Annotated in this window: 23 protein-coding genes and 1 pseudogene; 8 read left to right on the plus strand and 16 right to left on the minus strand. The window is 45.5% G+C overall.

Annotated elements, in window-relative coordinates; translation table 11 throughout:
* Nucleotides 1-115 precede the first annotated feature (115 nt).
* From R3289_RS00880 to R3289_RS00890, 3 genes are read left to right on the plus strand one after another with little or no spacing between them, the layout of a single operon-like run.
* Nucleotides 116-868 (plus strand): (Fe-S)-binding protein, encoded by a 753-nt coding sequence (locus tag R3289_RS00880; protein WP_318923430.1) that lies wholly within the window; start codon nucleotides 116-118, stop codon nucleotides 866-868.
* Nucleotide 869: 1 nt separating this feature from the next.
* Nucleotides 870-2315, plus strand: a complete 1446-nt coding sequence (locus R3289_RS00885; protein ID WP_318923431.1) for a LutB/LldF family L-lactate oxidation iron-sulfur protein — start codon at nucleotides 870-872, stop codon at nucleotides 2313-2315.
* Nucleotides 2312-2962, plus strand: a complete 651-nt coding sequence (locus tag R3289_RS00890; protein ID WP_318923433.1) for a lactate utilization protein C — start codon at nucleotides 2312-2314, stop codon at nucleotides 2960-2962. The genes R3289_RS00885 and R3289_RS00890 overlap by 4 nt, the downstream gene beginning before the upstream one ends.
* A gap of 95 nt (nucleotides 2963-3057) precedes the next feature.
* Here the strand turns inward: R3289_RS00890 and R3289_RS00895 are convergent, their stop codons facing one another.
* Nucleotides 3058-3363: a hypothetical protein gene (locus R3289_RS00895; RefSeq protein WP_318923435.1), complete on the minus strand. Its 306-nt coding sequence runs from the start codon at nucleotides 3361-3363 to the stop codon at nucleotides 3058-3060.
* 222 nt (nucleotides 3364-3585) lie between these two features.
* On the minus strand, nucleotides 3586-3963 hold the full coding sequence (locus tag R3289_RS00900) for a response regulator transcription factor (protein ID WP_318923436.1): 378 nt from the start codon (nucleotides 3961-3963) through the stop codon (nucleotides 3586-3588).
* A 179-nt stretch (nucleotides 3964-4142) separates the two neighbouring features.
* Between R3289_RS00900 and R3289_RS00905 the strand changes: the two genes are divergently transcribed.
* Entirely contained in the window at nucleotides 4143-5786 is a 1644-nt protein-coding gene (locus tag R3289_RS00905) for a phosphoethanolamine--lipid A transferase (RefSeq protein WP_318923437.1), read from the plus strand.
* A 163-nt stretch (nucleotides 5787-5949) separates the two neighbouring features.
* Here R3289_RS00905 and R3289_RS00910 read toward each other — a convergent pair whose 3' ends face one another.
* The 5 genes and pseudogenes from R3289_RS00910 to R3289_RS00930 all read right to left on the minus strand — a co-directional run.
* The gene (locus tag R3289_RS00910) at nucleotides 5950-6225 is read right to left on the minus strand and encodes a hypothetical protein (RefSeq protein WP_318923439.1); all 276 of its coding nucleotides are present in this window, start codon (nucleotides 6223-6225) and stop codon (nucleotides 5950-5952) included.
* Between the two features lie 242 nt (nucleotides 6226-6467).
* A complete protein-coding gene (locus tag R3289_RS00915; protein ID WP_318923440.1) occupies nucleotides 6468-7685 on the minus strand; it encodes a NupC/NupG family nucleoside CNT transporter in 1218 nt (405 codons plus the stop codon).
* 404 nt (nucleotides 7686-8089) lie between these two features.
* On the minus strand, nucleotides 8090-9010 hold the full coding sequence (locus R3289_RS00920) for a LysR family transcriptional regulator (RefSeq protein WP_318923441.1): 921 nt from the start codon (nucleotides 9008-9010) through the stop codon (nucleotides 8090-8092).
* A 175-nt stretch (nucleotides 9011-9185) separates the two neighbouring features.
* The gene (locus tag R3289_RS00925) at nucleotides 9186-10814 is read right to left on the minus strand and encodes a methyl-accepting chemotaxis protein (RefSeq protein ID WP_318923442.1); all 1629 of its coding nucleotides are present in this window, start codon (nucleotides 10812-10814) and stop codon (nucleotides 9186-9188) included.
* A gap of 402 nt (nucleotides 10815-11216) precedes the next feature.
* A pseudogene (locus R3289_RS00930) lies at nucleotides 11217-11534 on the minus strand (methyl-accepting chemotaxis protein); the annotation flags it as partial.
* A 111-nt stretch (nucleotides 11535-11645) separates the two neighbouring features.
* Between R3289_RS00930 and R3289_RS00935 the strand changes: the two are divergent.
* From R3289_RS00935 to pstB, 4 genes are all read left to right on the plus strand, one after another.
* A complete protein-coding gene (locus tag R3289_RS00935) occupies nucleotides 11646-12470 on the plus strand; it encodes a phosphate ABC transporter substrate-binding protein (protein WP_318923443.1) in 825 nt (274 codons plus the stop codon).
* A gap of 142 nt (nucleotides 12471-12612) precedes the next feature.
* Nucleotides 12613-13524, plus strand: a complete 912-nt coding sequence (gene pstC, locus R3289_RS00940; RefSeq protein WP_318923444.1) for a phosphate ABC transporter permease subunit PstC — start codon at nucleotides 12613-12615, stop codon at nucleotides 13522-13524.
* Entirely contained in the window at nucleotides 13524-14378 is an 855-nt protein-coding gene (gene pstA / locus R3289_RS00945; protein WP_318923446.1) for a phosphate ABC transporter permease PstA, read from the plus strand. The genes pstC and pstA overlap by 1 nt, the downstream gene beginning before the upstream one ends.
* A 17-nt stretch (nucleotides 14379-14395) precedes the next feature.
* Nucleotides 14396-15145: a phosphate ABC transporter ATP-binding protein PstB gene (gene pstB / locus R3289_RS00950; RefSeq protein WP_318923447.1), complete on the plus strand. Its 750-nt coding sequence runs from the start codon at nucleotides 14396-14398 to the stop codon at nucleotides 15143-15145.
* 168 nt (nucleotides 15146-15313) lie between these two features.
* On the opposite strand, the gene R3289_RS00955 is transcribed toward pstB, so the two are convergent.
* The 9 genes from R3289_RS00955 to R3289_RS00995 are packed head-to-tail and all read right to left on the minus strand — an operon-like array spanning nucleotide 15314 to nucleotide 19823.
* Nucleotides 15314-15511, minus strand: a complete 198-nt coding sequence (locus R3289_RS00955; protein WP_107282779.1) for a hypothetical protein — start codon at nucleotides 15509-15511, stop codon at nucleotides 15314-15316.
* 1 nt (nucleotide 15512) lies between these two features.
* Nucleotides 15513-16208: a hypothetical protein gene (locus R3289_RS00960; RefSeq protein WP_318923450.1), complete on the minus strand. Its 696-nt coding sequence runs from the start codon at nucleotides 16206-16208 to the stop codon at nucleotides 15513-15515.
* Nucleotides 16199-16888: a hypothetical protein gene (locus R3289_RS00965; protein WP_318923452.1), complete on the minus strand. Its 690-nt coding sequence runs from the start codon at nucleotides 16886-16888 to the stop codon at nucleotides 16199-16201. Before R3289_RS00965 ends, R3289_RS00960 begins: the two co-directional genes overlap by 10 nt.
* A 9-nt stretch (nucleotides 16889-16897) precedes the next feature.
* Entirely contained in the window at nucleotides 16898-17434 is a 537-nt protein-coding gene (locus R3289_RS00970) for an adenine glycosylase (protein ID WP_318923453.1), read from the minus strand.
* Entirely contained in the window at nucleotides 17434-17604 is a 171-nt protein-coding gene (locus R3289_RS00975; RefSeq protein ID WP_318923454.1) for a hypothetical protein, read from the minus strand. The genes R3289_RS00970 and R3289_RS00975 overlap by 1 nt, the downstream gene beginning before the upstream one ends.
* A gap of 22 nt (nucleotides 17605-17626) precedes the next feature.
* Nucleotides 17627-17935: a tail fiber assembly protein gene (locus R3289_RS00980; RefSeq protein WP_318923456.1), complete on the minus strand. Its 309-nt coding sequence runs from the start codon at nucleotides 17933-17935 to the stop codon at nucleotides 17627-17629.
* A complete protein-coding gene (locus R3289_RS00985; protein ID WP_318923458.1) occupies nucleotides 17935-18732 on the minus strand; it encodes a hypothetical protein in 798 nt (265 codons plus the stop codon). Before R3289_RS00985 ends, R3289_RS00980 begins: the two co-directional genes overlap by 1 nt.
* Nucleotides 18725-19318: a phage tail protein gene (locus R3289_RS00990; RefSeq protein ID WP_318923460.1), complete on the minus strand. Its 594-nt coding sequence runs from the start codon at nucleotides 19316-19318 to the stop codon at nucleotides 18725-18727. The genes R3289_RS00985 and R3289_RS00990 overlap by 8 nt, the downstream gene beginning before the upstream one ends.
* 4 nt (nucleotides 19319-19322) lie before the next feature.
* Nucleotides 19323-19823, minus strand: a complete 501-nt coding sequence (locus R3289_RS00995; protein ID WP_318923924.1) for a hypothetical protein — start codon at nucleotides 19821-19823, stop codon at nucleotides 19323-19325.

A 19823-nucleotide genomic window follows, 5' to 3' on the forward strand; every position in this document is an offset into this window, starting at 1 on the left:
CAGACAAAAAATAATTCAGAAAAAATGGTTACTGAGCGGCTCAAGCAATTGAAAAAATAGTCTTGAGCCGCGCTGTTGCAAAGATATCAGCAACAAAGATATCAGGAGAAATAGAATGCGTATCTACCCTGCAAAGCCGGAAAAAGTGTACTTTTACGCCACATGCCTGATCGACATGTTCGATCCACAAGCCGGTCTTGATGCCATCACCCTATTGGAACAACAAGGGATCGAGGTCATCTTTATTGAAAAACAAACCTGCTGCGGCCAGCCCGCCTATAGCTCAGGTTACGATCACGAAGCGAAGCAAGTGGCCATCAGCCAGATGGCCCTGTTTGAAGAAAACTGGCCCGTCATTGTCTTATCCGGTTCTTGCGGCGGCATGATGCATCACCACTATCGCCGCCTGTTTAAAGCTGACGATAACCAGGCTCAAGTCGATGCTTTTTGCGACCGCGTATTTGAACTGACAGAATTTCTGGTCAATGTCTGCCGGGTGAAGCTCAGCGATCACGGTAAAGCCACTTCCGTCGTTATGCATACATCCTGCGCGGCCCGTCGGGAAATGAATGTCCACGTTACCGCGACTCAACTACTCAATCAGCTCGACAACGTAGAGCTGCGAGAACAAGCCTACGAAAGTGAGTGCTGCGGGTTCGGCGGCACATTTGCCGTGCGCCATCCCAACATCAGCCAAGCGATGGTAGAAGACAAAACCCGACATCTCTCTGACACCCAGGCCAGCCAGCTAGTCAGTGCCGACTGGGGTTGCCTGCTGAATATCAACGGCGCGCTGGAATATCAGGGCAAACCGATGCGCGGGCGTCACCTTGCCAGTTTCTTGCTGGAACGGACGGGAGGAAAATAACATGGCAGCGCATAAACCAGAGTCGACACCACAATTATTCCATACGCAAGCCAAAGCAGCACTTGCCGATCAGCAATTGCGCCAGAACTTTCGTGGCGCGATGGATTACCTGCAAGATAAACGCAAGGCGGCCTTTTCCGATCCTGATGAAGAAAAGCATATTCGAGATCTCTCTGAAGCCATTCGCCAGCGGTGCCTGAGCAAACTGCCCGACTTACTGGAACAACTGGAAGCCAACTGTACCCGCAATGGCATTCAAGTGCACTGGGCACAAAATGACACTGAAGCCAACAGCATCATTGCTGCAATTGCCCGGAAGCACCACGCGAAAAGAATTATTAAAGGCAAATCCATGGTGAGCGAAGAAATAGAACTCAACCATGAAATGGCCAAGCTTGGCATCGAGTGTTTGGAAAGTGATATGGGTGAATATATTGTCCAGCTTGATGGCGACAAACCATCCCATATCATCATGCCGGCAATCCATAAAAACAAACAGGAAGTCTGCGACACCTTTGCAGAAAACCTTGATGACTTTACCCCGACCCTCGATGTCGACGAGCTGATCCAAACCGGTCGCCGTAAACTAAGAGAGAAATTTCGCGATGCCGATATCGGCTTATCCGGCGTTAACTTTGCTGTCGCCGAAACCGGTACCCTGTGTCTGGTGGAAAATGAAGGCAATGGCCGCATGTGTACCACTGTGCCTAACGTGCATATAGCCATTACCGGGATCGAAAAAGTAGTGGAATTTCTTACTGACGTTCCGCCGCTCTATAGCGCCCTGACCCGCTCGGCAACGGGACAGGCGATTACAACCTATTTCAATATGATCAGTTCGCCACGCAGAGAAAGTGAACTAGACGGCCCGGAAGAAGTCCACTTGGTGCTGCTCGACAACGGCCGTTCTCAAGCTTATCGCGATGAAGAAATGCGAAAAACCTTGCAGTGTATTCGCTGCGGTGCGTGCATGAACCATTGCCCGGTTTATACCCGTATTGGCGGTCACGCCTATGGTACTGTCTACCCCGGCCCGATTGGGAAGATCATTTCGCCACATATGCTGGGATTGGATAAAACCAAAGACTTAGTTACCGCTTCAAGCCTGTGTGGTGCCTGCGGTGAAGTGTGCCCGGTGCGTATTCCGATCCCTGAATTGCTGCAACGCTTACGTCACGAAGCCAAAAACCCGCCCAATCCGGGAACCGAAGCCATTATCGGACAGCAATCGGCGGCAAGCACTATCGAATCACTCGCCATGAAGGGCTTTGCCTTTGCCGCATCACATCCGTCGATTTATCACGTAGGCACCTGGTCGGCAACGAAGATGAAAGCCCTGATCCCGAAAAACTTAGGTGCCTGGACCCAATGCCGAACAGCACCTAAGCCTGCAGACAATACCTTGCACCAGTTAATCAAAGCACAGAAACGAGGTGGCAAATCATGAGCAACGCCAGAAATGCGATTTTATCCCGCCTGCGTGCTGCCGGGGCGCAACCGAAACCGCAAGAAACAATCGTCTATCAGTCATGGCACTCGGGAACAGACACCGTCAAGAAGCAGCGATTTATCGACTGCTTAACTGCCAGCCATGCTGAGATCATTTCCACCAATAACGGTCATCTGGTCGATGTGGTTGAAAATGTGATTGCCAGCAAATCACTTCAGCGTATCGCACTGGGAACTGGGGGGGAATTTCATCAGGATCTCCTTAAAGCCACCCAGCATGTCGATACCGTGATATTTGATCGTGATATCAGTGACTGGAAAAAAGATCTCTTTGATAATGTGGATGGGGGGATAACCCATAGCCTCGCAGGCATTGCCGATACCGGCGCACTGGTACTGTGGCCCGGATATGACGAGCCTCGTACTCTGTCATTAGTACCGCCATGCCATATTGCGTTAATTAAACAATCGACAATCGCAGATAATTTTACCTCACTGATGACAGAGCAGGCATGGCAAAATGGTATGCCGACCAATGCCGTACTGATTTCCGGCCCGTCAAAAACAGCGGATATTCAGCAGACCCTGGCCTACGGTGCCCATGGTCCAAGCCAACTGGTAGTGATTGTCATTGAGGATAGGTAGCAAAAAAAACATCATACAGATGTATGATGAATATCAGTACGAGTGGTGTGGATCGGCGTTTGTGTAAGGTACGTTATTGTCGGTTGTGTGAACAATCAACAAAGATCCCGCATTAGAATTTCGTATTCCTCTTTGGCTTCATCAATTAACTTGTTGAGTTCTTCGGCATCCTTACAAGAAAGATAAAGATGCCAAAGTTTATGCTTGCGCTTGCAGTGTTCAACACAATCTAATTCGGTTGTATTGCCATGATCTTCAAAGCATAAATCCTCGAACTCAGCATTTAGTTGTTTGTGCTTCTCCATAATCTCGACATCAATAAACCCGGTAGGGTTGACCGCAAGATGTACATGAAGATGCTCTTTTCCGGCTAAGGTATAAGATCGATATTTTGCGTACATGTCTCTCACCCTGATCACTATAGAATCACTTAAAGTATAGATGATAGATATCACTGTGAGATTTTTAGGGCGGTTAATATTTGATTCAGACAATCTAACTAGCCATCGTTTAAAACAACAAGTAAAAGTCTGTTATTTTACTGTTTGGCGATAGGGTATACATAGCAATGATCGGCCTGCCAGATAGATCTATATGTACCCATCGTTTAAAACGATCAGAGATTAAACTTGCAACAGCGTCTTACGACGACGTAGCATGGCTTTAGTCCGCGCTTCCAGGATTTCAAGGTCTACCGGCTTTACCAGATAATCGTCAGCCCCCATATCATAACCTTCGAGTATCTCTTCCCGAATATCACGTTCTGCAAGCATCAAAACCGGGGTATCTATGCCTTGCTGACGCAGTTTCTGACACAGACTAAAGCCGTCTGTGTACAGCAATATCACGTCAAGAATGATCAGATCATAATGGTTTTGGCTGGCAAGTGTAAAACCTTGCAAGCCATCGCACGCATGATCGAGGCTGTAGCCCTTGTTTTCAAAAAAGTTAAAAATCACTCCAGACAAATCTTGATAATTCTCAACTAAGAGTAGTTTCATCGCGTTGTTTTCCTGTTTTATATCGCATCATCACACGTACCAGTGTGAAAAAAATGTCAATGACATTTTTACGACATTTAAACCATTAACCTATTGCAAGTAATAGAAAGAAGCGGCATCTACGTGCTTCACGGTATTGGTTTTCCAGGACAAATTTTCCACTAGAAAATAATTTCATTATGAATACATTAAAAAAACGTTTAAACATGAAGCAACTGAGTATGGTTAGCTTTTCGTTCTTACTCGCCTGCTATTTTACGGCTGTAGTGAACTTACCGATATTAGCTGAGTTACATCATATTTTAAGTGCACTGCAAAGTGTGAAAATAGGTTTTATTCTCTCAATCCCGATCTTCTTTATTGCCGCCTTCAATTTTATTTTCAGCCTGTTTAGCTGGCCTTTAATTGCACGTCCGTTCTTTATGGTGTTAGTCATTGTTTCCAGCATCGTGAGTTATGCCATGTATAATTACGGGGTTCTCATCGACTATGGCATGATTGAAAATATTGCCGAAACCGATACCAGCGAGGCCAGTTCTTATCTAAGCAGCTATTCCGTTTTGTGGATATTATTGATGGGGGGAGGACCTGCGCTGCTGATCAGCAAAGTAAAATTCACCCCTATTGGCAGTAAGACAAAGTTGCTGGTTACGAAGAGTGTCTCAATGGGGTTGTCTCTGATTGTCATCGCGATTATCGCACTGCTGTATTATAAAGATTACAGCTCTGTCGGGCGCAATAATAGCTACCTAAATAAGATGATTATCCCGACCCATTTGATGTATAGCGCAACCAAGTACATCAATAAAACCTACTTCGCAGCTCCTATCGAGTACCGAAAAATCGGGCTAGATGCCAAGCAATCCCCAAAATCAGTGGCGGCAGAAAAGCCAACCTTAATGGTGTTTATATTGGGGGAAACGGCCCGTTCACAAAACCAGGAATTGAATGGCTACTCTCGCTCGACCAATCGGTACACTCGTGGCAAAAACATAATTTCCTTCCATGACGTCAGTTCATGCGGAACCGCAACAGCCGTTTCCGTACCCTGCATGTACTCCCAACTACCGAAACGTGATTACGATAAACGTCTAGCTAATCATCAAGATAACTTCTTAGATATCATGAAGCGAGCCGGTATTTCACTGCTCTGGAAAGATAATGACAGTGGTGACAAAGGCGTTGCGAAAAATATCACTTATCAAGAGATCAAGCGTAATATCAAAAGTAAATATTGTAATGGCAACACGTGCTACGATATGGCTCTTTTGGAAAATTTTGATTCGGATGTCCGCAGCTTAGAAGGCAACCGTATGCTGTCGCTGCATTTAATCGGCAGTCATGGTCCAACTTATTTCCAACGATATCCTGATGAGCATCGTATATTTACGCCAGATTGTCCGCGTAGTGATATTGAGAACTGTAATTTGGATGAGATCATTAACACTTACGACAATACAATTCTTTATTCTGATTATGTTATTTCACAAACTATCGAGAAACTGGAAAAATTAGAGTCCGAATTTAATACGGCGCTGTTTTATATCTCCGATCACGGCGAGTCAATGGGTGAAAACGGGCTGTTTCTCCATGGTACACCGTACAAGCTCGCACCTGACTTTCAGACCAAAGTGCCTATGATGGTGTGGATGTCGGAAGATTTTAAGCAAGCAAAAAATATCGATTCGAAATGCCTCAACCAGGTGGCACAACAAAGAAGCTATTCACAAGACAATGTGTTCCACTCAATGTTAGGAATTATGGATGTCGATACTAAGGTCTATCAGCCTGAACTTGATCTCTTCAGCAGCTGTCGCACTTAGCGCCATCCGTCGTCGCCGAGCCACACTATTTAGTCAATGCGGGGGGGAATCGGAAGGTTCCTGAATTTGGCTGAAAGATACGGCAGGTAAGGCGTCAGAGTGAACGCGCTAGCCATGCCAGACGCAATACTCGCAACGAACGCATTATGCGTCCTTCTGCTGGTTAATCTCTCTTAACCCTCACCACTTTCATCGTTTCAATCTCGAAACCGGCCACGATCTCGATTTCCGGATAGTATGTCATATTGACCCTCTGCCCCTTCAGGCTCCGATACTTTTTCTTACGGCGGAATTTAAAGGGAGCGTCACAACCTTCAATCATTAAGGTATGTAACACCCAGTCACCATCATCGCGCTGGGTGTGCGAGACAACCTTTACCCCTTCGGAGTGCACCAGGTTTTCATGTTCAATTAGCAATCGGTCAACAGGAGATTTCATTTCCGCTCCAGATAAAATTAATCATCAAAAAATTCATATAAAAGCAATGAACTAAGCAAAGAGAGAGCAATAATACGAACAATTGTATCACATTTAAGACTGACTTCTGAGGCCATCTCACTAATATTAAATTGTCCTTAGGTCTTACATACCGATATTATAAAGCCCGCTTTTTTGCGGGCTTTATTTTTAAACGCATAAAACAAAAATAGAGATCTCGTTAATTTCTGATTGGCCACTCATCAGAATGAGAGGAAAATACCAGCGATAGTCGCGCTCATTAAGTTAGACAGCGTTGCAGCAAAAATCGCTTTCATACCGAGGCGTGCAACATCAGGACGACGACTTGGTACAACGCCACCTAACCCTCCCATCAGCATTGCAATCGACGTCAGGTTGGCAAAACCACACAATGCAAAAGTGACAATCGCCTGCGAGTGCTCACTGAGTTGATCTTTCACGGCCATTAAATCAGCAAAAGCGACAAATTCATTAACCGCAATCTTTTTACCAATCAGGCTTGCCGCAACCGTTGCTTCTGACCAAGGAACGCCAATCAACCATGCAACGGGAGCAAACAGGTAACCGAACAGCAGTTCCAGACTCAGGTTATTGATACCGAGGAACTCTCCGATGTGACCTAATCCGCCATTAACTAACGCAATCAGACTGATAATTGCCAGTAAGCTTGCTCCTACCGCCATTGCGATTTGCAGACCGCTCAATGCGCCACGAGAAGCCGCATCAATAATGTTAACCGGCTCGTCATCATCTTCATCGGCGTACTGTGATTCTTCAGTAATTGTTTCAGTTTGTGGCACAAGGATCTTCGCCATCATCAAACCAGCAGGCGCCGACATAAAACTCGCCGCTATAAGGTAACTGATCTCAACCCCCAGACCGGCATAGCCAACCATCGTGCCACCAGCGACCGATGCCAGCCCCCCCACCATGACGGCAAATAACTCCGAACGGCTCATCTTGGCCAAAAAAGGGCGTACAACAAGTGGCGCTTCAACCGAGCCAACAAAAATATTTGCCGTCGCAGACATCGATTCAGTCCGGCTAGTACCCAGTAGGCGCTGAAGTGCACCACCGAGTCCATTAATGACCCAGCCCATTATTCCAAGGTAATAGAGAACAGAGATAAGTGCAGAGAAGAACACGATGGTTGGCAGTACATTGACGGCAAATATAAAGCCCAGCTTAAATTGTGCCAGTTCGCCGAACAGGAACTCAGTACCAACCCGACCGTAATCGATGATACCCGATACGGCATTCGACACACTGTTCAGCACTTCACGACCAATCGGTACATACAGAATAAAACCTGCAAACGATAACTGAATGGCAAAGGCACCACCGACAGTTCGCCAGTTAATGGCTCGACGGTTCTCTGAAAATAAGATGGCAATCGCGAAAAGCGTGATAATACCTAAGATGCTGACCAAATAGTTCACGGTCATTCCTCACTGTTAGTCTGTTAGTAAACGATTGCGGCGGCATTGTAGGGGGATTTAAAAGTGTGACAAGGATCAAGTTGTTATGCAGTCCAACATTCGGATTACATTTCTCGGTGATTTTGCTTCTATTTTCGCCAAAGCAAACGCAATCGGCATGATTGGTTCCTTTGGGGGATACTGTTGTTGCCATGTGTGACAATAACGGCCGTTTTTTGGCAGCCTGAATTCTGTCGAGGATCTAATCAGATGCTTTTTTCATCAATCTCCAGACAAGGAAATACCGGCCTATTGATAAAAAATGACCATGCTACAGGGGCAATCAGTATCTATTCCTTCTAAAACCACCATCGTTATAAAAGTCTGTCAAACATTCCTGGCGCACCAGACTGATGAACCTCCCCTTACAACAGTCCCCGGTCCCAGCATGCGGGCTCCCCTATATGCTTGCGGACAAACTCGATAAACACCCTGACTTTGTTCGGTAAGAACTTATGCCGGGGATAAATGGCGTAAAGTGGCATATGCTGGGTTAATTGCCAATCAGGCATCAGACGAATCAACTTACCGTCACGAAACTCATTTTGCAGTAAATAAGTGGCCAGATAACCGATGCCATTACCGGTTAGTGTCGCGTCTCGAATTGCATCAGCCGAATCGACCCGGTAATTACCTTTTACATTCATTTGCAGACTCTCATCGTCTTTCTGGAAGCTCCAGATGTTATCTTTGCGCTCACGACTGAAATAAATGATGCAGTTATGATCGGCCAGATCACTTGGGTGATATGGCACACCTTTTTTCGCTAGATAATCCGGGCTTGCTGCCAATACGAAATGACAATCCGTTAAATGCCGGGCAACAAAACCCTCAGGTGGCGAATCCATCATACCAATCCACAGATCCAGTTGTTCTGATATCAGATCGACACGGTGATCAAACAGGCTCATCTCTAAGTCCAGCTGCGGATATAGATCGTGAAAATCAGAAATGTGGGGCGCAATATGATTCGATGCAAATGACTGGGCAATACCAACACGTAACGCCCCTTGCAAGGCATCGGTATTTGACAATAGTTCGCTCTCGGCTTCGTTGATTTCCCCGACTATATTGGCGCAGTGGGCTGAGAATGTCCGCCCGGCCTCCGTTAGAGCGAATGAACGAGTGGTTCTTTGCACCAACTGAACACCTAGCCGCTGCTCCAGTTGCTGTATTTGTTTACTGACCTGGGTACGCGAAATATTCAGCAGCTGTGCCGCCTTGGTGAAGCTTTGCTGTTTGGTCAGTGCATTAAACACAACCATTTGCTGGGCTTTTTTTAGCATAAAGATCTCACTGCTGGGCTCTGGTGATTATCCCGATGGGGATTATTGTCAACATTTAAAGAAGACTATTCATTACTGTATTGATGCCGCTAGTCCTGAAAGTGCCATTAGTTTTTTCTGAAAACAAAAAGGCCTGTCACTGACAGGCCTCTGCTAACAATTATTCTAAGGTAGTTTACAGTTTGAAGAAAGACAGCTGCTCTTTCTGCTGCTCTGCCAACTGAGACAATTCATTGCTCGCAACTGCACTCTGACTGATACCAGCAACGTTTTGATTCACGATTTCAGACATGTTCGTCACATTACGGTTAATGTCTTGCGTTACCTGAGACTGTTGCTCAGCCGCTGTCGCGACCTGGGTGTTCATATCACTGATTTGAATCACCGACTCAGTAATACCCACTAACGCGTCATTGGCCTGACTCGCCAACATTTGGTTACGCTCCAGCATTTCAAGGCTCGACTGCATACTGTCGTTCGCATGTCCAGACTGTGACTGCAGCTCTTCAATAATAACCTGGATCTCTTGGGTCGATGTTTGAGTTCGTGCTGCCAGCGATCTGACTTCATCGGCAACCACGGCAAAGCCCCGGCCTTGCTCCCCGGCTCGTGCGGCTTCAATGGCAGCGTTCAGTGCCAGCAAATTCGTCTGTTCTGAAATACTGCGGATCACTTCAATCACTTCGCTGATTTTATCCGACTGATCTTTCAAGCGCGTCACTACCTCAGCAGCTTCAGACAATGTTTTTGTCATCTGCACACTGGCGGCACTGCTCTGCTCAAAGATATTCAGGCCTTCTTTGGCCAGTGCATCAGTTTGCTTCGCGGTTGCATCGGCACTAGTGGCATTATCACTCACGTTGTCCGCTGTACTTGATAACTCATTAACTGCCGAAGCAATCTGATCAATCTCATTCAATTCAAGCTGTGCATTTGCTTCCGACTGGGTCATGACTGCGGCAAGCTCTGTAGACGCCGCCGCAACATCTTCGCTAATACGAATGAGTGATTCGACGGTGGTATGAAGTTGCGTTACCGTCGTGTTAACGTCACCTCCTAACTGAGAGATCTCGTTATCACCATCTTGCTCTGCACGTACCGACAAGTTGCCAGCGGCCACATCACGCATAACACTTTGCAGTTTCAGTATCGGATTAACGATGAGTCCAGAGAGCCACCATGCCGCTAAGATAGAAATAACGAACACCGCTAATAATGCAATGGATGCCATTGTCATTAACGACTCATTGTTTTTCTCGCTTTGCTCTAAACTTTTACTCGCATACAGGTTAACTTTGCCAGAGAGTGTATTAATTGAACCGACCATTTTATTACCAACTTCAATATATTGGGCAATAAAAGTATCAAGCTCTTGTTGAGAGGCTGTACCTGAATCATAGCGTTCCACTAAAGAAATCATACGCTTAGAGTATAAAATATAAGCCTTTATCGCAGTGTCCGCGGCATTAACATCAGATTGGAATTCTGATACTTGCGATAATATTTTGAGTGAAGAAGTAACTTTTCGCTCAGTTTCTGACAATGTAGTTTGAAAGCTATTGCGGCGAGAACCTTCATAAATAGCATATACCGCACTAATTCGAAGAGGATAAATGTCATCATCGATTTTAGCTAAGGTATCTTTAAATAGCACCAGAGATTCGGTGTTATTACTAATGTTAGCTTGTTCTTCTTCCAGTTTAGACTTAGTCAACAATAAAGAAGAAATGAGTACGACAACCATCAGTAGAACAGGTAATAGCACCTGAACTCGTATCGATAAATTTTTTAACGAAAACTGCATTAAAACCTCAAAAATTAAACGCTGAAGTACCAATTCATCACGTTGATGATACTGATAATATATTGCGTATTATGTCGACAAAAACATCTAAAAGATAGACTTAGATCACAAAAATCATTGCAGGGCTTATTTTAAATAACACAGAATATCGCATTTCATCAATTGACTTGCCGCTAATTCATAACAGCATAATTAAGAAGCGAATTGATCCCGCTCCCTTCGCGACGATATTGCAATACTTGCCGGAATATCTTTGGCGAATAAAGAAATAAATTAAAAAATGAAATGAATATAAAAACAAAAAATATAAAAATATAAAAATAAATGAACGGGAAGATCGGTGAGTAAATAAATTAAATACAGACAATTGCTGCTTCTGTTGCTCAGCTAACAGAGATAACTAGTCGAATCTTGCGTACGCGCAGCCAGTGATTTGACGTCATCGGCAACCACGGCAAAGCCGCGGTCTTGCTCCCCGGCTCATGCAGCTTCTATGGCTGCGATGAGTGCCAGCAAGTTAGTTTGCTCAGAAATAGCGCGAATAACTTCGATGACCTTACTGATCTGCTCTGACTGATCTTTCAACCGTGTTACCACACCCGCAACTTCTGACATCGTTTGTGTCATCTGCACACTGCTCTGCTCAAAAACATTCAGGCCTTCTTTAGCCAGTTTATCCGTCTGCTTGGCCGTTGCATCGGCTCTTGTTGCATTACCGCTGTCATGTAGGGTTCAACGTTCTGAAACATAATTGTCATAAAACTAACCTAACCTTACCTTCGTTCATTCAAACCTATTGGCAATATCGCCAGCATGTAAAGGATTAGGAAAATGAAAACAAAGATTATCGGTGCGCTAGCTCTTGCAGGTTCAATGGCTTTCAATACAGCGGCAGTTGCAAACGAAACTATCTCTGTTGTCGGTTCAAGTTCAGTTACACCATTGATGGAAGTGTTTGGTGAAACTTATGGCAAGACAAACTCAAATGTTTTCGTTGAAGTTCAGGGTCCGGGCTCTTCTGCTGGTATTCGTGCTGCCAAAGACGGTTCAGCGGATCTCGGTATGAGTTCTCGTAACCTTAAAGACTCTGAGAAGTCAGACGATTTGAAAGAAGTGGTTGTGGCTCGTGACGGCATTGCCGTTGTTGTGCACAACAACAACCCGATTAACGATCTTTCCAAAGAAGACGTGACAAAAATTTATAAAGGCGAAATCACTAACTGGAAACAGGTGGGTGGCGAAAATAAGCCAATCGTCGTCGTGACACGTGATACAGCATCCGGTACCCGTGGCGCTTTCGAAGATATCATGTCACTCAAAAAGAAAATTAACGACATTAAAGTTTCCGCTATTTCTCAGCGCGCCCAGGTTGCAAGTGGTAACGGCCAGCTCAAAACAACCGTTGCTAATAACCCGTTTGCTATCGGTTACATCTCTCTGGGGACTGTTGATAACTCACTAAAAGCGGTGGCTATCGACGGCCATAAGCCATCAGTAGAAAACATTAAGTCTGGTGAGTATCAGGTTCAGCGACCTTTCCTTGTTCTGTATCAGGCAAGCAAAATCAACCCGACTACTAAGACCTTCATGGACTGGACTTTGTCTGACGAAGCTCAAAAGCTGGTTGCAGCTAAAGGTTACATCGCAATTAATTAAGTCACTTTAGTAACGCTCGGCTAAAGGCTGAGCGTTATTTTTTGCCACAACGATTTACATTTTCACAACTGCTCAACCAGCAGTTGTTCGTTCTGGAGCGATACGATGAACGAGTCGACGTTGTTGGTTTTTGGAGTTACATATGACCATCGCAAATAACATTGAGAAGACAGCGAAAGGCTCGTCACTGAAGTCAAAAAAAGTGATTGACTGGCGCGAACTGTTCTTCAAAAACCTTTTCATGCTAAGTGCCGCGCTTGGCATTTTGTCTTTAATAACCATTGGTTATTTTATTTTTAGAGAAGGTTTCGCAGCGTTCCAGCATGCTGGGTTTACAGGTATCGTTTTAGGGTCTGATTGGTTGCCACCGGCATTATTTGGTATTGCACCAATGATCGTCGCGTCTTTAGTTTCTACCGCTGGCGCGGTTATTCTGGGCGTACCTGTCGGGGTGTTAACCGCTATTTTTATTGCCGAGGTCGCCCCCAAGCGCTTAGCAAACCTTATTCGCCCAATGATCGAGTTACTCGCAGGTATTCCTTCGGTTGTTTACGGTTTCTTCGGTCTGGTTATCATTGTTCCGTTAGTTCAGAGCACCTTTGATATACCCGCCGGTAATACGGTTCTGGCAGGTATTATCGTTCTTGCGGTGATGATCCTCCCTACCGTTATTACGGTATCTGAAACGTCGATTCGTGCCGTTCCTCGTACCTATAAAGAAGGCTCTTTCGCGCTGGGCGCATCACACATGTTCACCATCTTTAAGCTCCTGCTTCCGGCTGCTCGCTCAGGTATTATGACTGGCGTGATTCTGGGCATTGCTCGTGCACTGGGTGAAACCATGGCCATCATCATGGTAATGGGTAACTCCCCAGCCATGCCTGAAGGACTGCTTGATTCTGCGCGCACCCTGACCGCGAATATTGCCATTGAAATGTCTTATGCAACAGGCATCCATGCAAGCGCGCTATACGCAACGGGCATTGTTCTGCTTGCCTTTATTATGATATTGAACGCCGCCCTCCTGTACTTAAACCGTGAGCGTGCGAGGTAATGACTATGTCTCTATCAACGCAATTAAAAGATAGAATCTCTCTGAGCGTAATTTGGTTATCAGCGGGTATCACTGTTGGCTTTCTGCTTTGGGTTGTCTGGTACATCTTAAGTAACGGTCTGGCTTATGTAGACTGGTCGTTTATCTCCAGTAACTACACCACAATTGGCAAAGAATCTGGCATCTGGCCTATGATTGTGTCGACACTTTATATGGTTGCCGCCTCCATTTCTGTGGCTGCACCCATTGGCATTATGACGGCTATCTATCTGACCGAATACGCTAAAGTAGGCAGTAAATTAGTCAAAGTCGTGCGTTTTTGTACAGAATCACTGGCGGGGATCCCGTCGATAATCTACGGCCTGTTCGGTATGACCTTCTTCGTTGTCGTACTGGGCTTTGGTTACTCTATTCTGTCGGGGGCTCTGACCCTGAGTATTTTGATCCTTCCGGTGATTATTCGTACGACAGAAGAAGCATTAATGTCTGTACCGCAAACTTACCGTGAAGGTTCTTACGGTTTAGGTGCCTCAAAAATCTACACCATCTGGAGACTTATTCTGCCAAGCGCTATGCCTGGTATCGTAACCTCCATCATCCTCAGCGTGGGTCGTGTTATTGGTGAATCCGCACCGGTATTCATGACTGCAGGTATGGTTGCCCGCGTTCCCGAGAGTGTTTTTGACTCGGGCCGTACGTTAACCGTCCACCTGTATAAGTTAACGCAAGAGCTTTACACCATTCATGAATGGCAACAAGCCTACGCAACGGCAACCGTTCTGATTGTGATTGTTCTTGTTATTAACATGATTACCAAATTGATTGCCAGCCGCTTCAACACGGCAACTTACTGATTTTTGAGGACAAAAAGATGAACAAATTTAACATTGAAAACCTTGACCTTTACTACGGTGAAAACCAGGCGCTTAAAAAGATCTGCCTGCCAATTCCAAATCGTCAGGTAACGGCACTCATCGGCCCGTCAGGCTGTGGTAAATCGACCTTATTACGTTGCCTGAACCGGATGAACGACCTGATTGAAGGCGTTAAGATCAACGGTTCACTGACCATGGATAGCGAAGATGTCTATGGCCACATCGATGTGGCTCAGCTGCGAATTAAAGTGGGGATGGTGTTCCAGAAACCTAACCCGTTCCCGATGAGCATCTATGAAAATGTTGCTTATGGCCTGCGCGCTCAAGGGGTAAAAGATAAAAAGACCCTTGATGATGTCGTCGAAAAATCACTTCGCGGTGCAGCATTATGGGATGAAGTAAAAGACCGTCTTAAATCTCATGCTTTCGGCCTGTCAGGCGGACAGCAACAACGTCTGTGTATCGCCCGTACGATTGCAATGAAGCCAGAAGTTATCCTGATGGATGAGCCGACCTCGGCACTGGACCCGATTGCGACCAAGAAAATTGAAGATTTGATGGAGTCACTGAAAAAAGACTTCACGATTGTTATCGTGACTCACTCAATGCAACAAGCACGACGTATCTCTGACCGTACTGCTTTCTTCCTGATGGGGGAGCTGGTTGAACATGATGAGACAAGCGCACTGTTTAGCAACCCACGCGACGATCGCACCCGCGGTTATGTAAATGGTGATTTTGGTTAAAGCGAATTACGAATAAGAAAAGCGATGGTACTATTGCCCCCTTCTTGCAAGGGGGCTTTTTTTGTTTATTACCAATCACTTATCAAACAAGGAAGTATGTAAAGCAATCAAAGTGGCGACAGAATGGCGACAGATGAAATTTATTCTCTCTCTTAACAGCTTGAATTATTAGACTATCGAATGTTCCCCTGCTGAACTTCCACCCTTCACATCAGCCTTACCATTCTGGGTTATTTCATCCACCACGGCATTGGCAATGGCCTCGGCCATCTTACCCGCCATCGCGAACTCACCATCGAGAACAAAGCCCTGGGCTTTCAACTCGGTTTCCAGTTTCTGTTTCAGTGACGCTTTGCTTAATGCCATCTTATTTCCCTGCGAATACGGTGGTTGATACGTCTACATGTGGTTTGCCCATAAACGGGCAGATACTTGCACCTGTGCATACTCCTTTACCACCATTCATCTTAATGGTGTCTGCATCCTCGGTGAGATTCTTAGCAGTAGTTGCCTTATTACCTTTAACGGTTTCCGTGTGGTCACCATCAATTTCAGCTAAACGGTTTTCCAGTACTTTGAGGCGTTGGTTAAGACATTCCAACTTGTCGTCTTTATCTGTCTTTCGTTCAAAGTTTCCGTCTTGATCTACCAACTGGTAAACACCTTGTCGCTGTTGATATCGGCTTTCACCTTCTTTGATACCTGGTAACTTGAACCCAAGCGGAAGAACACAACGAATAAAAGGTTTGTCCGGTTGGCCGAACATAAAACCTAACTCTACGATGCTACCAATCGCGGGCGGTTCTAAACGGCCAGCATGATCACCAAGACCTGGAACGGGAAGCGGTACCGCTTGAAGTGGTGGTTTGTTCTCGTACTCCATGCCCTTTTCATCAAGTAGCTGAACATCAACCGCATAGTGAGGATAAAAGCGATCGGATAAATCGCCCTCTTCTGGCAGCTCTGGCAGTGCAACCACCTTCCCCCATCTTGGTAAATGCCATCGGCCAGTGAGCTCTGGGAATAAGCGAAAGATGATGCGCTTAATTACATTTACATCCATGTTATCTTTGCCTCCGTGCCTTCGAACTCTACGCCTGTGAGGCGAATGCCGTTAACCACAACACCAGGCTTGAGTTTTGGGATTGCAGGGATTTTCACTGATTTGTTGGCGGTGTGGTTGGTCATTAGTTGGTTTGGGATGGTGATTGGCTTATCTGCCCAAAACGAGTCCTTCCAACTGCCAACATAGATTTGACCGTTACCTTGTTGCTGCCAAAACAGATCATCAATGCTGAATGCTTGGGCCAGTTCATCAATGACCCGATAGCCATTACCATCACTGTAGAAACAAGGAATAGCGGTTTTGCTATACGCCCTTTCTGGTACCACAAACTGCAGCCCTGTTTTATTGGTGACTTCACTTAGTAACTGTATCAATGTTGGGTGACGCATGATGATGTTGAGCGACTTGAACAAGATCGCGGCCAGTTCACGGCAAAAGATGGTTGACCATCCTTTTTCGGCAGGTTGGACGCGCTCAACAAAACCAAGGAAAACTCGATCAATTTTATCGCCCCAACCTAAATCCACAGCGACCAGAGTGTTTGGCTCTGGGTTTCCTTCCACGGTTAGAGTGCATCGCCCTGGTGTGTTCTCACTAAAAACGATGCGGTAGCTTTTTACTTTGGCTTTGTCCTTGCCGAGATAGACTCGGCAAAGGAATTTGTTGTTTGCTGTCATGGTTCACCATCAAGCCAAGGCTTCATCAATGTTCTTGAGCACTTTCATTACGCCAGTCAGTTCGACATCGGTACCAGGTGGCACGTCTTCGTTCTGGCCACTTTCCACTGGTGTGTTCACGCCCTGCACTTTTTGTTGTGCGGCGGGTTTATCCGGTTGGCGCTGCTCAACTCGCTCAGGTACCGATAAGTGCTCAACAAGTTCAAAAGACACGCTCCATTGTCTGAGTGTATCTTGCTCATCAGCACGAATTGCGCCTTGAAATTTCACCTGGCGAACTTTTAAGGTTTCGGCGGTTTTGTTGCTAATGCGGTAGATATGACGGGCACCTTCATCCAGAGCTTCGGCCATGCTGAATAGGTTGGTTAACAACTGTGACTTGCTAAAAGGGATAACGCCTTTGACAGTCAGAATTTTACCTTTGCTGCCTGTTTCCGCTTGGTCGGTAGCCGAGGTTTGGCCGGACATGTCCTGTCCGGCAAGTTGTTGTCTAACGCCAATCTTTGGCTGTTTAAGCTGTAGCTGTTCACCATCAAGAGTCAGCATTAACTATTCCCTTCATTGGTAAGAACTGAGCAGCTAACCGGCATGGTGTATTTCACACCATCTTTCATTATTTCTTGTTGGCAAATGGGTTTACGGGTTACTTCTGTCCAGCCCCACCCCAACAAAATCGATACAATGACCACTGTTAACGGGTCCATTTTGACTTTCATAACTTAACTTCCCTCGAAGTAACTAACTCAGTGATGGTTTATCTGGCCACACCACTTCATCAGGATTAGCCGTATTCTGTGGGATATCACGCAAGGCTTGTCGATACGTTGCAAAGTCGGCTATGATCCCCGGTGATAACGGGCTGTCCTGCCCTTGCGTCCAGTCGGTTTCAAATATTAAACGTTGGCGGGTTTCGCGAATGTCTTCCCATTTGATATTATTTAAAATTACAGCCTTATCTTCAGAGGAAATATCTAGATCGCGCCACTCATCACTGCCTGTATCAAAGTTCAGATACTGCTTACCGTCATATTTAAAACTAATAATCATTATGCACCCACCAAATAAACGCCTGTTGTGCCCACTTGCACGGTATTGTAAACAGGGTCAAATAGACCAACATTTGCCCCAAGTATTAAGTTATATGTCGTTGCAATCATTGACGCTTTGTAATAGGTAGGACTAAACACATAGTATTGAGAATTAGCATCGTTGACTGTTCCTTCAAACAGAATATTACTATGGTGAGAACCTGGTTTATCAACATACCCACCAGTGTAACCCTGTTTAAATAAGCTCTTGGCCTCCCCTGACGGGTTCAACCCACCGGATAGAATACGAATTTCGGCGGTGTAATGCATAAATGCACTTTCAACCGTTTGGTTAATTTCCTTAAAGTAGTAATGATTTTTGAAAAAAGAACCACTCATAATAATTCTTGCGTTCAGATTTAGTGTGCAGTCAAATAAATACATGACAACCTTTTTGTTAGTGAGGAATATATCTTCATCAACACTAACCACCATGTCATTAGCACCTCTTACAACAACAGTCGAACCGATTACCGTTGAGTCAAGTAACGCTTTCAATGTTTTAAAGGGCGATGATAACAACCCACTATTGGAGTCATCACCATTTACCGGATCTAAATACAAATGCTGATACATTTCTGCATTGACGGCGGTAGGAATGGCGGCATCAACACGCTGTACTGCATCATTAGCAGCCTGTTTGATATCCCCAATCGCAGTGGCATACTCTTCCGCCAATCTCCGGCTTTGTTCGGTTTGAGCTAGCGACTGATCAACGGCCTGCTGTAATAATTCTTCAATTTGCTGATTAACCATTGCTGTTCTCCAACTTTTCTAAACGGTCATTTAAAGTATTCTGTTTGTGGTATAAGTCGATAATGTGTTTTTGAGAGGCAAACAAATTCGACGCCATCGAAACAATCATCGAGTCGAAATAATTAATTTTCTCGGTGTAATTAAACTGCCATGTTTCAATCGGGATGGTGATATTGGTAATGGCCTGCGCACCGGAAAAATTCAGCAAGAAATTACGAGTTAAGTTATTCCCTTCTTCCCCGGTTAACGAGTTATTTTTCCGCTTGGGCTCTGTCCACATATGATTGGCTGCGAGTAATACCTCTTCCTCGGTAATTAATCCCAGCCAGTTAAATTCAAAATTCCCTACGGTGTTATCCAATATCAGCGAATACACCACTTCATTTAAATTCACGTAGCCTTTTCGGGTATACGGCATCCGTAACTTAATTTGGCTACTGGGTGGCAATACCTGATTGCGGTCAATCGGCTGAGTCGGGTCAATACCTGGAACATAAGCTAATACAAAATCCGTGATCACCAATGGTTCTTCGGCTTCTTTCTTTTGGGCAATCAACTGCTCACCAGCGATGGTTATTACTGCCATAGTTTTATCCTAATGATGCGCTGTAGGTTTCATGGGTATGGCTAAATTCTGCGACGCCAATATGCATTGTCGCTTTCATTGTTACGTCAAAGCTGTACCTTCGGCAGGTTCGCCCATACTGGCGAACAATGGCATCCATCAGGCCTGGTACATCATTGATATCGCCGTCGTTGACCTTGACGCTGACCACATCCCACGGGTAGTAACTGAGTCGCTCATCAATGGTGATATGCGGGTAACCCAGCTTGTCGAACATATCTTCCCATCCCACATCCGAGCCGCCCCCCGATGCAAATGAATAGGCAAAACTCACACGAATGCGGTAGATATGCTCCGGTTCTTCAGGTAATCGCTCGATATCACGTTGCCACGCTATAAGGTCAACAAATTCTATCGGGGCAACCATAGGATCAAGCTGCTGCAGCGGCCATTCCAGTACAGCCTTGATTCTGTCCCAATAACCAAGCAGGGCCTTGGCAAGCTTGAGGATTTCACCTTTCCCCAT

Origin of the sequence: Photobacterium sp. (assembly GCF_033720175.1) — a bacterium.
In the GTDB taxonomy this organism is placed as follows: Bacteria; Pseudomonadota; Gammaproteobacteria; order Enterobacterales; family Vibrionaceae; genus Photobacterium.

What these genes read in the sequence shown, in the direction of transcription:
- R3289_RS00880 (WP_318923430.1), top strand. Translation starts at nt 116, where the DNA reads ATGCGTATCTACCCTGCAAAGCCGGAAAAAGTGTACTTTTACGCCACA.
- R3289_RS00975 (WP_318923454.1), bottom strand. Translation starts at nt 17,604, where the DNA reads ATGAAAGTCAAAATGGACCCGTTAACAGTGGTCATTGTATCGATTTTG.
- pstB (WP_318923447.1), top strand. Translation starts at nt 14,396, where the DNA reads ATGAACAAATTTAACATTGAAAACCTTGACCTTTACTACGGTGAAAAC.
- R3289_RS00890 (WP_318923433.1), top strand. Translation starts at nt 2,312, where the DNA reads ATGAGCAACGCCAGAAATGCGATTTTATCCCGCCTGCGTGCTGCCGGG.
- R3289_RS00905 (WP_318923437.1), top strand. Translation starts at nt 4,143, where the DNA reads ATGAATACATTAAAAAAACGTTTAAACATGAAGCAACTGAGTATGGTT.
- R3289_RS00985 (WP_318923458.1), bottom strand. Translation starts at nt 18,732, where the DNA reads ATGGTTAATCAGCAAATTGAAGAATTATTACAGCAGGCCGTTGATCAG.
- R3289_RS00970 (WP_318923453.1), bottom strand. Translation starts at nt 17,434, where the DNA reads ATGCTGACTCTTGATGGTGAACAGCTACAGCTTAAACAGCCAAAGATT.
- R3289_RS00990 (WP_318923460.1), bottom strand. Translation starts at nt 19,318, where the DNA reads ATGGCAGTAATAACCATCGCTGGTGAGCAGTTGATTGCCCAAAAGAAA.
- R3289_RS00980 (WP_318923456.1), bottom strand. Translation starts at nt 17,935, where the DNA reads ATGATTATTAGTTTTAAATATGACGGTAAGCAGTATCTGAACTTTGAT.
- R3289_RS00885 (WP_318923431.1), top strand. Translation starts at nt 870, where the DNA reads ATGGCAGCGCATAAACCAGAGTCGACACCACAATTATTCCATACGCAA.
- R3289_RS00925 (WP_318923442.1), bottom strand. Translation starts at nt 10,814, where the DNA reads ATGCAGTTTTCGTTAAAAAATTTATCGATACGAGTTCAGGTGCTATTA.
- R3289_RS00955 (WP_107282779.1), bottom strand. Translation starts at nt 15,511, where the DNA reads ATGGCATTAAGCAAAGCGTCACTGAAACAGAAACTGGAAACCGAGTTG.
- pstA (WP_318923446.1), top strand. Translation starts at nt 13,524, where the DNA reads ATGACTATGTCTCTATCAACGCAATTAAAAGATAGAATCTCTCTGAGC.
- R3289_RS00900 (WP_318923436.1), bottom strand. Translation starts at nt 3,963, where the DNA reads ATGAAACTACTCTTAGTTGAGAATTATCAAGATTTGTCTGGAGTGATT.
- R3289_RS00910 (WP_318923439.1), bottom strand. Translation starts at nt 6,225, where the DNA reads ATGAAATCTCCTGTTGACCGATTGCTAATTGAACATGAAAACCTGGTG.
- R3289_RS00995 (WP_318923924.1), bottom strand. Translation starts at nt 19,823, where the DNA reads ATGGGGAAAGGTGAAATCCTCAAGCTTGCCAAGGCCCTGCTTGGTTAT.
- R3289_RS00965 (WP_318923452.1), bottom strand. Translation starts at nt 16,888, where the DNA reads ATGACAGCAAACAACAAATTCCTTTGCCGAGTCTATCTCGGCAAGGAC.
- R3289_RS00960 (WP_318923450.1), bottom strand. Translation starts at nt 16,208, where the DNA reads ATGGATGTAAATGTAATTAAGCGCATCATCTTTCGCTTATTCCCAGAG.
- R3289_RS00920 (WP_318923441.1), bottom strand. Translation starts at nt 9,010, where the DNA reads ATGCTAAAAAAAGCCCAGCAAATGGTTGTGTTTAATGCACTGACCAAA.
- R3289_RS00895 (WP_318923435.1), bottom strand. Translation starts at nt 3,363, where the DNA reads ATGTACGCAAAATATCGATCTTATACCTTAGCCGGAAAAGAGCATCTT.
- R3289_RS00935 (WP_318923443.1), top strand. Translation starts at nt 11,646, where the DNA reads ATGAAAACAAAGATTATCGGTGCGCTAGCTCTTGCAGGTTCAATGGCT.
- pstC (WP_318923444.1), top strand. Translation starts at nt 12,613, where the DNA reads ATGACCATCGCAAATAACATTGAGAAGACAGCGAAAGGCTCGTCACTG.